9 protein-coding genes and 1 pseudogene are annotated in these 14124 nt (G+C 68.3%); 3 read left to right on the top strand and 7 right to left on the bottom strand.

The features are described from left to right. Positions 1-77: 77 nt before the first annotated feature. On the top strand, positions 78-1451 hold the full coding sequence (locus ACIRHA_RS41905) for a cation:dicarboxylate symporter family transporter (RefSeq protein ID WP_403857039.1): 1374 nt from the start codon (positions 78-80) through the stop codon (positions 1449-1451). Positions 1452-1679: 228 nt separating this feature from the next. Continuing rightward, a complete protein-coding gene (locus tag ACIRHA_RS41910) occupies positions 1680-3290 on the top strand; it encodes an APC family permease (RefSeq protein ID WP_403857042.1) in 1611 nt (536 codons plus the stop codon). Between the two features lie 413 nt (positions 3291-3703). Here the strand turns inward: ACIRHA_RS41910 and ACIRHA_RS41915 are convergent, their stop codons facing one another. The 5 genes and pseudogenes from ACIRHA_RS41915 to ACIRHA_RS41935 all read right to left on the bottom strand — a co-directional run bounded on the left by ACIRHA_RS41915 (position 3704) and on the right by ACIRHA_RS41935 (position 11234). Beyond that, complete coding sequence (locus ACIRHA_RS41915; RefSeq protein WP_403857045.1) at positions 3704-4777, bottom strand: glycoside hydrolase family 130 protein; 1074 nt, start codon at positions 4775-4777, stop codon at positions 3704-3706. Between the two features lie 119 nt (positions 4778-4896). Then, positions 4897-7959, bottom strand: coding sequence for an alpha-mannosidase (locus ACIRHA_RS41920; RefSeq protein WP_403857048.1), 3063 nt, complete (start codon positions 7957-7959; stop codon positions 4897-4899). 70 nt (positions 7960-8029) lie between these two features. After that, the gene (locus ACIRHA_RS41925; RefSeq protein ID WP_403857051.1) at positions 8030-8938 is read right to left on the bottom strand and encodes a carbohydrate ABC transporter permease; all 909 of its coding nucleotides are present in this window, start codon (positions 8936-8938) and stop codon (positions 8030-8032) included. Next, complete coding sequence (locus ACIRHA_RS41930; RefSeq protein ID WP_403857054.1) at positions 8938-9861, bottom strand: carbohydrate ABC transporter permease; 924 nt, start codon at positions 9859-9861, stop codon at positions 8938-8940. Before ACIRHA_RS41930 ends, ACIRHA_RS41925 begins: the two co-directional genes overlap by 1 nt. After that, a pseudogene (locus ACIRHA_RS41935) lies at positions 9858-11234 on the bottom strand (extracellular solute-binding protein). Before ACIRHA_RS41935 ends, ACIRHA_RS41930 begins: the two are co-directional and overlap by 4 nt. A gap of 289 nt (positions 11235-11523) precedes the next feature. Between ACIRHA_RS41935 and ACIRHA_RS41940 the strand changes: the two are divergent. Then, positions 11524-12765, top strand: coding sequence for an ROK family protein (locus ACIRHA_RS41940; RefSeq protein ID WP_403857057.1), 1242 nt, complete (start codon positions 11524-11526; stop codon positions 12763-12765). Between the two features lie 146 nt (positions 12766-12911). Here ACIRHA_RS41940 and ACIRHA_RS41945 read toward each other — a convergent pair whose 3' ends face one another. Both ACIRHA_RS41945 and ACIRHA_RS41950 read right to left on the bottom strand, forming a co-directional pair. Beyond that, on the bottom strand, positions 12912-13382 hold the full coding sequence (locus tag ACIRHA_RS41945) for a DUF3291 domain-containing protein (RefSeq protein ID WP_403857060.1): 471 nt from the start codon (positions 13380-13382) through the stop codon (positions 12912-12914). 101 nt (positions 13383-13483) lie between these two features. Continuing rightward, positions 13484-14119, bottom strand: a complete 636-nt coding sequence (locus ACIRHA_RS41950; RefSeq protein ID WP_403857063.1) for a helix-turn-helix transcriptional regulator — start codon at positions 14117-14119, stop codon at positions 13484-13486. Positions 14120-14124: the final 5 nt, after the last annotated feature.

The raw sequence follows: 14124 nt of genomic DNA on the forward strand, positions 1-14124 counted from the left end.
CTGGGCGTCAACGATAGTGATGCATCGCGGAATTGATCTTCCGCGATGCAGAATATCCGCCCATGTAGGAGTGCCCCATGGCGCACGCCAACGGAAACATCGCACGCCGCGCAGGCCGTCTCCTGCGTTCCAGTCTCTTCGCTCAAGTACTGCTCGCCCTGCTGCTCGGCGCCCTCGTGGGACGCCTGTGGCCGGACGTCGGTTCGGCCCTGCAACCCCTCGGTGACGGTTTCGTCCGGCTCATCAAGGCGATGATCGCGCCCCTGGTGTTCTGTGTCGTCGTCGCGGGCATCACCAAGGCCGGTGACCTGAAGGCCTTCGGCCGGATCGGCGTGAAGGCGCTGATCTGGTTCGAGGTGGCCACCACCGTCGCCCTCGTCATCGGCCTGCTCGCCGGCAACATCCTGGCACCCGGCGCCGGCATGAACGTCGACCCGGCCACCCTCGACAAGGGCGCCGTCGACGAGCAGACCGGCGGCGGACATCTCCCGTCCACCGCCCAGTTCATCCTGGAGTCCCTGCCGGACAGCGCCGTCGGCGCCTTCGCCGAGAACTCCCTGCTCCAAGTCCTCGTCCTGGCCTGCCTCGTGGGCGCCGCACTGCTCCACCTCGGACAGCGCAAGGTCCCGCAGATCCTGCCGTTCATCGAGCAGGCCCAGGACGTCGTGTTCACCATCGTCGGCTACATCATGAAGCTCGCCCCGCTCGCGGTCTTCGGTGCCACCGCTCACCTCGTCGGCGAATACGGCGTGGGTGCGATGTCGACGTACGGAAAGCTGATCGCCGTCTGCTACGGCGTCGCCCTGCTCTTCCTGCTGCTGCTCGGCCTCGCCCTCAAGGCGGTCACCGGGCTCAGCCTGTGGAAGTTCGTCCGCTACACCCGCGAGGAACTGCTGCTCGCGCTCGGCACCGGATCCAGCGAGACCGTGATGTCGCGCATGATGCAGAAGCTGCGCGCGGCGGGCTGCCGGGACGACGCGGTCGGGCTCGTCCTGCCCACCGGGTACTCCTTCAACCTCGACGGCGCCTCCATCTACCTCTCCATCGGCACCCTCTTCATCGCTCAGGCCGTCGGCGTCGACCTGAGCCTCGGGCAGCAGGTCACGGTCGTCCTCGTGCTCATGCTGACCAGCAAGGGCATGGCGGGCGTGCCCGGTTCGGCGTTCCTCGCGCTGTCCGCGACCGCCTCCGCCCTCGGTGTCATCCCGGCCGCGGCCGTCGCGCTGCTGCTCGGCGTCGACCGGATCATGGACTCGATGCGGGTTGCCACCAACCTGCTCGGCAACTGTGTCGCGGTGTTCGCGGTGTCCCGCTGGGAGGGGGCCCTGGACCGGGTCACCGCGAAGCGGGTCATGAACGGCGAGGAACCGGGGTCGGCGCCCGTGGACACCTCGAAGGAGACGGCGCCCGTGGACACGACGAAGGAGGCGGCACCGGTCAAGGACAACTGACGTCCGACCGTCACCACATCAATCAACTCCCATGCCGGGGCCATCACTTGGCAAAACTAGATTCACACTGCATGGATCTCGACCGGCAGGGCAGACGGCCGCCCAGTAGCAGATCAAGCGAGCGACCTCGAAAGAGTGGGCCGCGGATCAGGGACGGATGTGGTGATGGCCACGCTGACTGAGTCTTCGGGGAAGTCCTCGGAGCAACGAACAGCGCTACGCAGAGACATGGGTCGCATCAGCCTGCTTTTCGCGGGCGTGGGATCCATCATCGGGTCCGGCTGGCTCTTCGGCGCGTTGAACGCGGCGAAGATAGCCGGACCCGCTTCCATATTCTCGTGGGCGATAGCCGCCGTGATGATTCTCCTCATCGGGCTGTGCTTCGCCGAACTGGGAACCATGTTCCCGGTGTCCGGGGGAGTGGTGCGCTTTCCGCACCTCTCCTTCGGCTCCTTCGCCAGCTACACCATGGGCTGGATCACCTGGATCGCCGCCGCGACGGTGGCACCCATCGAGGTCGAGGGCGCCCTGCAATACGCCACGAAGTGGGCGCACTTCACCGATTTCCACCAGGCGAACGGCGCCTACACCCTGACCACGCTCGGCTATGCCGTCGCGGTCGTCGCCATGGCGTTCTTCGTCCTGCTCAACTACTACGGCATCCGCTGGTTCGCCCGCGTCAACAACGTCCTCGTCTGGTGGAAACTGCTCGCCATCGCCCTGGTGATCGTGGCGTTCTTCGTGACCGCCTTCCACGGACACAACCTCGGAGCCGCCGAGTACGGAGGCTTCGCCCCCGGCGGCGCCAAAGGCATCTTCACGGCGATCTCCACCGCGGGCATCACCTTCTCCTTTCTGGGCTTTCGCCAAGGCGTGGAACTCGCGGGCGAGACCGACAATCCGCGGCGCAACGTCCCGTTCGCCGTCATCGGTTCCGTGCTGCTCACCGGCCTGATCTACGTACTCCTCGAAATCGCCTTCCTCGGCGCGGTCCCCGAGAGCGACCTGCAGCACTCGCACGGCTGGCTCAACCTGGCCTTCGCCAACGACTTCGGTCCGCTCGCCGCCATCTCCAGCGCCATCGGCCTGGGCTGGCTGGCGTACATCCTCTACGTGGACGCGGTGATCTCACCGGCGGACACCGGCCTCATCTACACCACCGTCACGGCCCGCATCTCCTACGCCATGGCCCGCAACCGCAACGCGCCCGCGGGCCTCGCCAAGACCACCCGCAAGGGGGCGCCACTGGTCAGCCTGGCCGTGACGTTCGTCCTGGGTCTCATCGTGTTCCTGCCCTTCCCGAGCTGGCAGGAGCTGGTCGGCTTCATCACCTCGGCCACCGTCCTGTCCTTCGGCTCGGGGCCGCTCGTCCTGGCCGTGATGCGCCGTCAGATCCCGGAGCACGAACGGCCGTACAGACTTCCGGGCGGTGACATCATCCCGTTCCTCGGCCTCTACTCGGCGAACCTGATCGTGTACTGGGCGGGCTGGAACACCAACTACAAGCTGTTCCTCACCATCTGCATCGGCTTCGTCGTCCTGGCGGTCCTCCAAGTGATCGACAAGGGCCGCGCCCCGAAGATGGACTGGAAGGCGGGTGCGAGCTGGGTGCTGCCGTGGCTCGTCGGCCTCGCCGTGATCAGCTGGATCGGCGATTACGACGGCGGCCTCGGCTGGATCGGCCTCGGCTGGGGCTTCGTCGCCAACCTGGCACTGACCGCACTCGTCTACCTGCTGGCCCTGCGCGTGCGACTCCCGCGCGAGCGCGTGCTGGAGCACATCGAGGAGGCGCGCGAGGAGTCCCGTATGGAGGACGCGGAACTGGGCGCGACACACTGACCGGCTCCGGCTGAACTCCGGCCCACACACCACGAGCGGTGCGCGGGCCGGAGTTCGGCCCACTCATCCCGGGAAATCGCCCAGATGGCTATATCGGCGGCAATCCATAGCGTTACGGAATCATCACATCATCGCGCTCATGGTGGTCCATGCACGGGGCAGGCGAAAAGTGAGAAGTCGAGGGAAGGAAGCCACCGATGCTGATCGTGGCTCTTTTGCTCCTGCCGGCCATGGGACTGCTCTTGCTCGGCATGGACCGCATAGAAGACCGCATGGGCGGAGCGACCCGCCCGGGATCCGGACACCATCGACTGCGTCATCTCCGCCTCGTCCACGGTGACGAGCGGAGCGGCCGAGAAACGCACACCTCCAGAGAATCCGACCGCAAAGCCGCGTGAACGCGTGCGCCGCGCTCAGCCCTTGGGGCCGGGCCGCGACACCGCAACCCCGAGCACCGAATCCGCCATGCCGTAATACAGGAACCAGGCGTCGCGGAACCGCACCAACCCCTCGGTGAACACCACGTGATTGACCTGGCCGTCCTGCTCGTCCGCCGACGTCGGCACGAGGAACGGCCGCTCGAGGCGGGCCACCGCCTTGGTCGGGTCGGCCGGGTCGATGAGGAGCTGACCGGTGGAGTACTGGCCCTTGGTGTACCCGCCCTTGCCGTCCGAGCGGGCGTTGTAGACGAGCAGGATGTGTCCGTCGTCGGTGCGCAACGGCGGCGGGCCGGGCTCGATCAGGGACCCCTCCCAGGGGTGCACGGGCTTCGCCACCGGATCGTCGTTCCCGACGGTCTCCCAGTGGATCAGGTCCTCGGAACGGGCCCAGAAGACGTTGGACTCACCGAAGTACATCCAGTACGTGCCGTCGATGGGCGTACTGAGGATGGCACCCGACTTGTTCCACGGCTTGTCACCATGGACCGGGTCGTGCAGTTCGGGGAACAGCGGCCCGTGTTTCTCCCAGTGCACCAGGTCCTTGGACGTCGCCAGGCACAGCAGCGCGCTCGTCCCGTCGTAGCCGGTGTACGTCATGTAGAAGGTGTCACCGACGTGCACCACCCGCGGGTCCTCGCACCCACCGGGCAGCTCGTACGGCTCGCTCGGCGTGAGCACCGGCTCGGCCCTTCGCCGGAACGTGATGCCGTCATCGCTCCAGGCGAGCCCTATGCTGGACCTCTTCGCGTTGTTCTGCGCCCGGTACAGCAATGCGATCCTGCCGCCCACCACGAGGGCACAGGGGTTGTACAGATACGCCGACTCCCACTCGTGCGACGGCTCCGGCCGCAGAATCGGATTCGCCTCGCTCTTGGTGAACGGCCCCATCGGGAAGGTCGCCCGCCCACGCGGGAACCGCTCGGGTGCGCCGTCGGCGGCAGCGCTGCCCGCGCCGGCGAGCGATCCGGTGAGCGCCGCGCCGACCACGGTCGCCGAGGCCTTGAGCATGCCGCGGCGCCCCTGCGCCTTACGGTCGTCGTGCTCCATGTCGGGTGCACCTCCTGGTCGTTGAGTTCTCGGAAGGAGCGGGTGCTCTGCATCCTTGAGCCATCCGTGACGGGGCCCCGCGCACACTCCCGCGGGGCCCCGTCACACCTGCCGCGTACTCAGTCCCGTACGGCCGCCAGCCGCACCGTCAGAATCTGGAACGGACGCAGCCGCAGCCGCACCCCGCCGTCCGTGGCCTCGCACGCGGGCTCGTCGGCTGCGCGCGGGCGCTCCAGGAGGTCCGTGGCCGTCGCCGAGGCGAGGCGGAAGCCGGGGGAGAGGAGAGCGGTGGCGCGGGCGCCCTGGGACTCGTACAAGCGGACCACGACATCGCCCGAGCGGTCGTCGGCGAGCTTGACCGCCTCCACCACCACCGCCGGGTTGTCGACGGCCACCAGCGGTGCCACCTCCGCCGAACCGGACACCGTCCGCTCGGGCAGGTTGAGGTGATAGCCCTCGCGGACCGCGTCGTCGACGTCCGCGCCGATCAGCAGGGCGTAGCGCAGCCGGTGCGTGCCCTGGTCGGTGTCCGGGTCGGGGAAGCGCGGCGCGCGTGCCAGCGACAGGCGGACCGTCGTGGTGGTGCCACCGTCCTCGCGGACATCACGCGTGACGTCGTGCCCGTACGTCGAGTCGTTGACGAGGGCGGCGCCCCAGCCCCGCTCGCCGACGTGCAGGAAACGGTGCGCGCACACCTCGAACTTGGCGGCGTCCCAACTGGTGTTGGTGTGCGTGGGCCGCTCGACGTGCCCGAACGGCACCTGCGCCGTGGAGTGCCCGGCCCGCACGTCCAGCGGAAACGCCGCCTTCAGCAGCTTCTCCGTCTCGTGCCAGTCGAGGACCGTGTCGACGTCCAGGCGACGGGCTCCCGGCGCCAGCGCCAGGGTCTGCTCGATGCGCGAGTCACCAAAGGCACGCACCACGCGGACGCCGCCGTCCACGACAGTCACCGACTCCGCCGCCGTCAGATCCGTGACGGTGTTGCGGTAGAAGGCATCCAGGTCCCAGGCGTCCCACTGGTTCGGGAAGTCCTGGTGCAGCTGGAGCAGGTTGGCCACCGCGCCCGGCGGCAGCGCCTCACGCTCGCCCTCGATGTCGTACGCCGACGTGACCAGACCCCGGTCGTCGATCACGATGCGGACCAGGCCGTTGTCCAGGACGAAGCCGCCGTCCCGCGGCTGCGGTTCGACCGTGACCGCCTCCGGTTCGCGGCGCACCGTCGTGCCCAGGGCGGCGGCGCCCGCGCGGGCGTGCGGCGCGGCGTTGAAGACGACCCGCGAGCCGTCCTCGGAGGCCGGCCCCGCCAGCGCGGTCTGCGCCGACTCGATCAACTCACCCAACTCTGCGGCGACCTGACGGTACGTCTCCTCCGCCTCCCGATGCACCCACGCGATCGAGGTACCCGGCAGGATGTCGTGGAACTGGTGCAGCAGCACCGTCTTCCACAGCCGGTCGATCGCCTCGTACGGGTACGCCGCCCCCGTGCGCAGCGCCGCCGTCGACGCCCACAACTCGGCCTCCCGCAGCAGGTGTTCGCTGCGCCGGTTGCCCTGCTTGGTAGCGATCTGACTCGTGAGCGTGCCCCGGTGGAACTCCAGGTACAGCTCGCCCACCCACACCGGCGCGTCCGGATAGTCCTCAAGAGCCTTGGCGAAGAAGTCACCCGGCTTCTCGATCTCGACCCGCGCCGAACCCTCCAGGTCCGCGAGCCGCTCGGCGCGCGCGAGCATCTCGCGGGTGGGGCCGCCACCGCCGTCGCCGTACCCGAACGGGGCGAGCGAACGATTGGCCGCGCCCTTGTCCTGGAAGTTGCGCACGCTGTGCGCCACCTCGGCGCCCGACAGGTCACTGTTGTACGTGTCGACCGGCGGGAAGTGGCTGAAGATCCGGGTGCCGTCGATGCCCTCCCACCAGAACGTGTGGTGAGGGAACTTGTTCGTGGTGTTCCACGAGATCTTCTGCGTGAGGAACCAGCGCACCCCGGCCAGCTTCATCAGCTGCGGCATCGCCGCGTTGTACCCGAACGTGTCCGGCAGCCACATGTCCTCGGTCTCGACACCGAACTCGTCGAGATAGAACCGCTTGCCGTGAATGAACTGGCGGGCCAGCGCCTCACCCCCGGTGATGTTGGTGTCCGGCTCCACCCACAGGCTGCCCGTCGGCACGAACTGCCCCGTCTTCGCCTTCTCCTGGGCACGCTCGTACACCTCGGGCCGGTGCTCCTTCAGCCAGGCCAACTGCTGCGCCTGGGACATCACGAAGCGGAACTCCGGGTACTCGTCCATGAGTTGGGTGACATTGGAGACGGTACGCGCGACCTTGCGCACGGTCTCACGCAGCGGCCACAGCCACGCCGTGTCGATGTGGGCGTGCCCGATCGCCGAGATGCGGTGCTCGCCGTCGGCCGCACCCGATGCCAGCGCCGGCGCGAGGATCTCGCGGGCGGCGGCCGCTGTGCCGCTGACGTCCTGCAGGTCCACGGCGTCCAGGGCCGAGGACAGCGCCCGCAGGATCTGCCAGCGGCGCGGCGCCTGCTCGGGCAGCTCCCGCATCAGCTGGTCGAGGACCTCCATGTCATGGACGAGGTCGTACACCTCCGCGTCGAAGACGGCCAGGTCGACGCGGCGCAGCCGGTAGATCGGCTCACCGTTCGAGGCACCTTCCTCGTCGAGCCATGGCGCGCGACCCCCGAGCGGCGTGCTTGCGAAGGTGCGGTCATCCGGCCCCGAATGCATGACGAGCGGGTTCGCGGCGGCCTCGACGTAACAGACGAACTCCTCACCTCCGACGGCCTGTTCGGCCACCGGAAGCCAGATGTTGCGCGGATTGAGCGCCTTCACGGCCGTGCCGTCGGGACGGTACGCGAGGCCCTCGGCGGAGAAGCCCGGCTCGGTGGTGCCGAAGCCGAGGTCGACGACGGCCTCCACGCGGCGCCCCGCCCACTCCTCGGGAACGCGGCCACTGACCTTGAACCAACTGGTGGTCCAGGCCGGACCCCAGGGTGCACCCACCTCGGTGGGCCGGTAGCCGGCGGCGAGTCCCTCGGCCACCGGGACGGGCTCGCCCGACACCTGCCAGATGCCGATCTCCAGGGGGACGGAGGTGGCGTGGACGGCGGGCCGGATGCGTTCGTCGAGGACGCGCCGGAGGCGGTGCTGGACGATGTCGCGGTCGGAGTGCACAGAACACCTTTCGAAGAACATGGAACAGGACTGCACGGGAGGAGAGTTGATTCCTCCCGCAGATGCGGACTCAGCCCTTGAGGGCGCCGCCGAGGGCGAAGCCGCCGCCCAGCTTGCGGGTCAGCAGCAGGTACAGCATCACCACGGGCAGCGTGTACACCAGGGAGAACGCGGCCAGCTGCCCGTACTGCGTCTGGTCATGGGCACTGAGGAACGTGAACACACTCACCGACGCCGGCAGCTTCTCCGGTGACAGGAGCAGCACGAACGGCACGAAGAAGTTGCCCCACATGCTGATGAAGGTGAACACGGTGACGACGGTGACACCCGGCCACATCAGCGGCAGCACCACGCGGGCAAGGGACTGCATGGCGTTCGCGCCGTCGATCCGCGCGGCCTCCTCCAGGACGATGGGCACACCGTCCATGAAGTTCTTCATCAGCCAGATCCCGATGGGCAGCGCGGACGCCGCAAGGAACAGCGTCGTCGCGAACATCGAGTCGATCAGCTCGACCTGTACGAACATGCTGTACACGGGGATCATCACCGCGGTGATGGGCAGCCCGGTGGTGAACAGCACGGTGTACAGGAACGGGCGGCGCAGCCGGGAGCGATAGCGCGAGAGCGGATACGCGGCCAGGATCGACGCGACCACGCACAGCAGGGTCGCACCGCCGCACAGCAGCAGCCCGTTGAGCAGCGGCCGGTACGTCGTCTCGGCGTTCATGATCGCGTGGAAGTTGTCCAGCGTCGGCGGCGTGGGCACGTTCAGCTCGAAGCTGGCCGTCGAGCTGAACGCCGCGAACACCATCCACACCAACGGCAGCACGAACAGCAGGCTGATCACCAGCAGGACGACATTGACGGCGACGCGCCCGGGACGGAACCGGCGCCGTGCCGTGCCTGTCACGGGGGCGGGGCGGGCGCCGCCGTCGGCGCGGCCGGCCTCGGCGGCGGGCAGCAGATCGGTGGTCGCCATCAGTCCTCCTCCACCTTGAGCAGCTTCAGATACACCAGGGAGAACAGGGCACCCACGACCAGCAGCACCAGCGCGATCGCGGTGCCGTAGCCGATCATGCTGTTCTGGAACGCCTGCTGGTACATGAACACCGGTAGGGTCTGGCTCTTGTTGCCGGGACCGCCGCGCGTCATGGCGTAGATCAGCCCGAAGACGGAGAGCGTCTGCAGGGTGATCAGCATCAGGTTGGTCATGATGGTGCGGCGAATGACCGGCAGCGTCACGTGCCACAGCCGGTGCCACACGCCCGCGCCGTCCATCTCCGCGGCTTCCACCAGCTCGCGTGGCACCTCGTTGAGCGCGGCGGAGTACACCATCATCGAGAACGCGGTGCCGCGCCACACGTTGGCGAGACACACCGCGAGGATCGGCAGCGTGTACAGCCAGTTCTGCTGCGGCAGACCCAGAAAACCGAGAACGTTGTTGAGCGAGCCCTGCTTGTAGAAGAACGCGTACATCAGGTACCCGGCGACGACCTCGGGCAGCACCCAGGCGGCGATCACGACACCGTTGGTGAGCGTGCGCAGCGGCTTGGTGGCCTTCTCGGCCAGCACCGCGAGGCTCAGGCCGAGGGTGTTCTGCCCGATGACGGCGGAGCCGACGACGAACACCAGGGTCAGCCACAGGGCGTTGAGGAAGTTCGGATCGTCGAGCGCCCGCGTGAAGTTGTCCAGGCCGACGAAGTTCGTCTCGGCGGCACCCGTCAACTGGGCGTCGGTGAACGCGTCGTAGACGCAGTACAGGATCGGTCCGGCCAGGAACACGGCCAGCAGGACGATCGACGGCAGCATCGGCATGCCGCGCAGCAGCGAGCGCCCCACGGGAGCGCGGCCGCCCGCGCTCGCACCTGGGGTGGCTTCGGCGGTGGCGACGGCCGATTTCATCGGGCGCCCTTGACGGTGGCGTCGGGGCCGACGGCCGTGGCCAGATCCTGGTCGTAGGTCTTGGCGGCCTCACCCACCGAGGCCTGCCCGGTGGTCACGGACTCCATGGCCTTGGTGATGGCATTGGAGACCTGCGGGTACTTCGGCAGCGCCGGGCGGAAGTGGGTGTACTTCACGAGGCCGGTGAAGAACTTGTTGGTCGGCGTGGCGTTGAGGTACTTCGGGTCGGCGGCCACGTCGGTGCGCACGGCGGTCGTGGACTCGATGACGTTCCACTTCACCGAGTTGTCCTTGTTCTTGATCGCCTTCATGAACTGCCAGGCCAGGTCGGGGTTCTTGGCCTTCGACGGAATCGACCAGGCCCAGCCGCCCGACATGCTGACCTTGCCGGGCGCCTGGCCGTTCTGGGTCGGCATGGCGGCGGGCTTCATCGTCTTCGACCACTCGGGCCACGGGCTCGGACCCGTCTTCTGCCAGGTGCCGCCCATCCAGGAACCGTCGATGTTGATGGCGAGCTTGCTCTTCGGTATCAGCTTCGTGCCGACCTCGGCATCCGCGTTGGGCCCAAGTGCCGTGGACTTGTCCAGGCTCAGATCCTCGCCGTAGACGGTGCGCACGAACTTCAGCGCGTCCTTGAAGCCCTGCGTGCCGACGACCCACTTCTTCTTCTTGGCGTCGTACAGGGATTCGCCGGCGTCCTTCGTCCCGTACAGCAGCATCTCCATGCCCTGCATCGTGGATCGCTCGCCGCCGGCCTGGCCGGTGTAGAGGTTCATCGGGATGACACCGGGGAGCTTCTTCTTCAGCGTGCGCGCGGTGTCGAGGAGCTCCTGCCAACTCTATGGCTGCCAGGGCGTCTTGATGCCCGCCTTCTTCAGCAGCTTCTCGTTGTACCAGATGCCACGGGTGTCGGTGTCGTCCGGGACGCCGTACGTCTTGCCGTCGGTGGGGGAGGAGACCGCGTCCTTGGCTGCCTTCGCGAACTTGCCCCAGTCCGACCATTTCCCGACGTACTCGTCGAGCGGTTTGAGGTACCCGCTGGCGATGTCCGAGTTGATCAGTGCGGTGTCCTCGTAGACCATGTCGGGCGCGGTCGAGGGCGAGCGCATCATCAGCTGGATCTTCGTGTAGTAGTCGTTCTCCGAGGCCGTGACCGGAACGATCTGGACCTTCTTGCCCGGGTGGGCCTTCTCGAACGACGTCTTCATCGAGGCGAGGAACTTCTGCTGTTTGTGGTCGTTCTGGTCCAGGTGCTGCCAGTAGACGACCTTGATCGAGTCGCCGCCGGCGGAGGATCCGGAACCACCGCAAGCGGTTGCGGACAACGTTGTCGCGATGGTGACCGCGAGGGCGGCGAGGAGTTTCTTGCGCAAGGGGTTCCTCCAGGAAAAGGCGGCTCGGCACCCGGAGTCGGGCGCTCAACTGCAGGCGGTACCAGAGGTGTTGCGGTGCACCGGTCGAGCGACGATGCGGAAGTCGCCGACGGTGCGGGCGTGCTGCGCGGTGCTGCGTGATGCGTTGTCGATTACCTAAATCCAATGGATGGACTAAGTCAACGCCTGCTGCATAATCTCGAAGCCGACGCCCGGTGCGCTGGATACGAGTTGGCGAGCACGTGTTGGCGAGACCGCCACGACGGACTTGCCCAAAGGAGGAGACACCATGGCGCGCAGCGGCACCAACCTGCCGAAGGTCGGCGGCTACAACCAGGCCGTCGTCCTGGCCGCCATCCGAACCAAAGGGCCGGTGAGCCGCGTTGAGTTGGGTCCCCTGACCGGCCTGACCAATCAGACCGTGTCCAACGTCGTACGCCGACTGCTCGACGAAGGCCTGATCGCCGAGTCCGGACACGCACCGTCCAGCGGAGGCAAACGCCGCACCCTGCTCACCCCGCGTGCCGACGGCGCCTACGCCCTCGGAGTGCACCTCGACCCGGACGCCGCGGTGATCGTCCTGGTGGACCTCGCCGGATCGGTGCTGCTCAGCCGCCGCTTCGCGCTGCCACGACCCAGTGATCCGGCCGAAGTCGTCGACCGGGTGGCGCGTGCGGCGCTGCGGCTGCCCGAGCGCGCCGCGATCGACCGCAGTCGGCTCCTTGGCCTGGGAATCGCGGCTCCGGGCCCCATCGACGCGGAGGCGGGCGCGGTTGTGAACCCGCCGAACTTCGGCGGCTGGCGACGCGTGCCCCTGGTTGACATGTTCGCGAAAGAGACCGGCATGCCGGTGGCGATGGACAACGACGCGACGGCCGCGGCGATCGGTGAGCGCTGGATCGGCGGCGAGGAACGCGCGGACGGCTTCCTGTTCCTGTACATGGGTGCGGGAATCGGCGCCGGCGTCATGCTGGGCAACCATGTCCTGCGCGGCGATTCGGGCAACGCGGGCGAGATCGGCCACGCCCAGGCCGAACACGGTAACCGCCGCTGCGACTGCGGGAGTTACGGCTGCCTCGGCCCCTACTGCAACCCCGCCGCCCTGGTGGAAGACCTGTTCACCCGGCACGGCGAAGCCGTCGCACGCCGCCTCGAACTCAGCGGCGCCCCCAACGCGGTGCGCGCCGACTGGAAACTGCTGCGGCGTGCGGCGGGCGCGGGTGATGAAGCGGCCTGCGATGTGGTGCGCCTTGCGGGACGCCGGATGGGGCAGGCGGTGCGCGGGGCGGTGGCGTTGCTCGACGTGAGCCGTGTGGTCCTGGGCGGCGAGGCGCTCGTCGGCGTGGAACAACTACTTGGCGAGGAGATCGACAAGGCCGTCAACACGACGTCTGTGGCGCGCGCCCTGGGCGGGGTGACGGTGGAACCGAGCCTGATCGGAGAGACGGCCGGGGCAGTGGGCGCCGCGTCCCTCGTCCTGCACGGGCGCTACGCGCCGGGGTGGCGGATGCTGACGGAGGTGTCGGGCTGAGAGGCGTACGGGCACGCGGGGGAGCAGCGTTTGGGCGCGGGCGCCGGGGTGGGAGCCGAAGCGGCGTATGTGCACGCGGGGGGGAGTGGCGTTTGGGCGCGGGGCGCCGGAGTGGGAGCCGCCCTCCGCTCACACTGGCCTGCTTGTCACCGTCCGGCCGTCGCGACCGGCGCCGGGTGAGGGGTGCGGAAGGTGAACGCCTGGGGCCCCGGCCCCTGTTCGCGGACGAGGGCGACCCGCTCCATCGCCTCCGCGATGCTCGGGCGATGGCCGGCCGGTACCCACCACAGGGCCTGGTGCGCCTCGGCCATGCGCTGGAACCACTCGCGGCGGCGGCTCAGCACCCGCAGATGATCGCTGTGGTAAGTGAACGCCCGCAGCGCCTCGACCGACTCCCAGACCGAGCAGTTGATGAGGATCATGTCGTCCGCGCCGTCGGGGCGGAGGTCGGTCGCGTCCTCGCCGGCGTCGTCGACCATGCGCCAGACGAATCCGGGGCTGCCGTCGGCGAGCGCGTTGATCTCAGGAAGCTGTGCGACGAAGTCGGCGAGCTCGGGCCCGGTCAGCGGGGCGACGAGGCGGCCGATGTTGACCTGTGCCAAGTGAAAGCCAGTCATGGGCCCAGCATGTCCGAGGCCGCTTCTATAGTCAACGCTCATTTGTTTTAGAAACTGGCCGCGGTGTCGGCGGGAGAGCCGCCGGCACGACGAGGGGAAGCTCAGTCGGACCTCCGGGAGAGCGCCACGCAGCATCCGCCCGGGCACGGATCCATCGCAGGCGACCACGCCGCAGGCGCAAGTCCCTCCAGCAGCGCGAGATTCATCCCGCAGATGAGAGCGGGAAACTCCTCGGCCAGCGCATGGAAGGGGCAGTTGCGAAGGCGCAGCGTCCCCTCGTCCCAGTAGGGCTGGTAACCGCGCTCCGCCAGGACATCGACCAGGTCGTCGGTGTCGATGTCCGGCTGCGCCGCACCCGCGGCCCGCGCCGCCTCCTGCAACTCGCGGTCCAGGCCCGCGTTCTCCACGGTCGAGGCGAGCAGATGGCCGACGGAGTCGTAGGACCGGGGCGGCAGGGACACGGCATGCTCACCCTCGGCGCGCCGGTACACCTTCGCGGGCCGCCCCGCGCCCGGCCCGGTGCGCCCTGACAACCGCCGCGACGACGCGGTCAACAACCCGGCCTCGACGAGCTTGTCCAAGTGGAACGCGGCCAGCGACCGCGAGACACCAACGGCCTCCGCGGCCGCGTCACGCCCTACGTCGTCCGGTTGAGCGGCAACGTATCGATAGAGGCGACGGCGTACGGGATCGGTCAGTGCGCCCAGCGCTGCGAATGCGGAATCGTCGTTCGTCACACGCC

The organism is Streptomyces sp. NPDC102360, from assembly GCF_044766085.1.
In the GTDB taxonomy this organism is placed as follows: Bacteria; Actinomycetota; Actinomycetes; order Streptomycetales; family Streptomycetaceae; genus Streptomyces.

Bases quoted from the DNA above. Each gene is read 5' to 3' on its own strand.
- ACIRHA_RS41930 (WP_403857054.1), bottom strand. From the start codon at position 9,861: ATGAAATCGGCCGTCGCCACCGCCGAAGCCACCCCAGGTGCGAGCGCG.
- ACIRHA_RS41915 (WP_403857045.1), bottom strand. From the start codon at position 4,777: ATGGAGCACGACGACCGTAAGGCGCAGGGGCGCCGCGGCATGCTCAAG.
- ACIRHA_RS41925 (WP_403857051.1), bottom strand. From the start codon at position 8,938: ATGGCGACCACCGATCTGCTGCCCGCCGCCGAGGCCGGCCGCGCCGAC.
- ACIRHA_RS41910 (WP_403857042.1), top strand. From the start codon at position 1,680: ATGGGTCGCATCAGCCTGCTTTTCGCGGGCGTGGGATCCATCATCGGG.
- ACIRHA_RS41945 (WP_403857060.1), bottom strand. From the start codon at position 13,382: ATGACTGGCTTTCACTTGGCACAGGTCAACATCGGCCGCCTCGTCGCC.
- ACIRHA_RS41905 (WP_403857039.1), top strand. From the start codon at position 78: ATGGCGCACGCCAACGGAAACATCGCACGCCGCGCAGGCCGTCTCCTG.
- ACIRHA_RS41940 (WP_403857057.1), top strand. From the start codon at position 11,524: ATGGCGCGCAGCGGCACCAACCTGCCGAAGGTCGGCGGCTACAACCAG.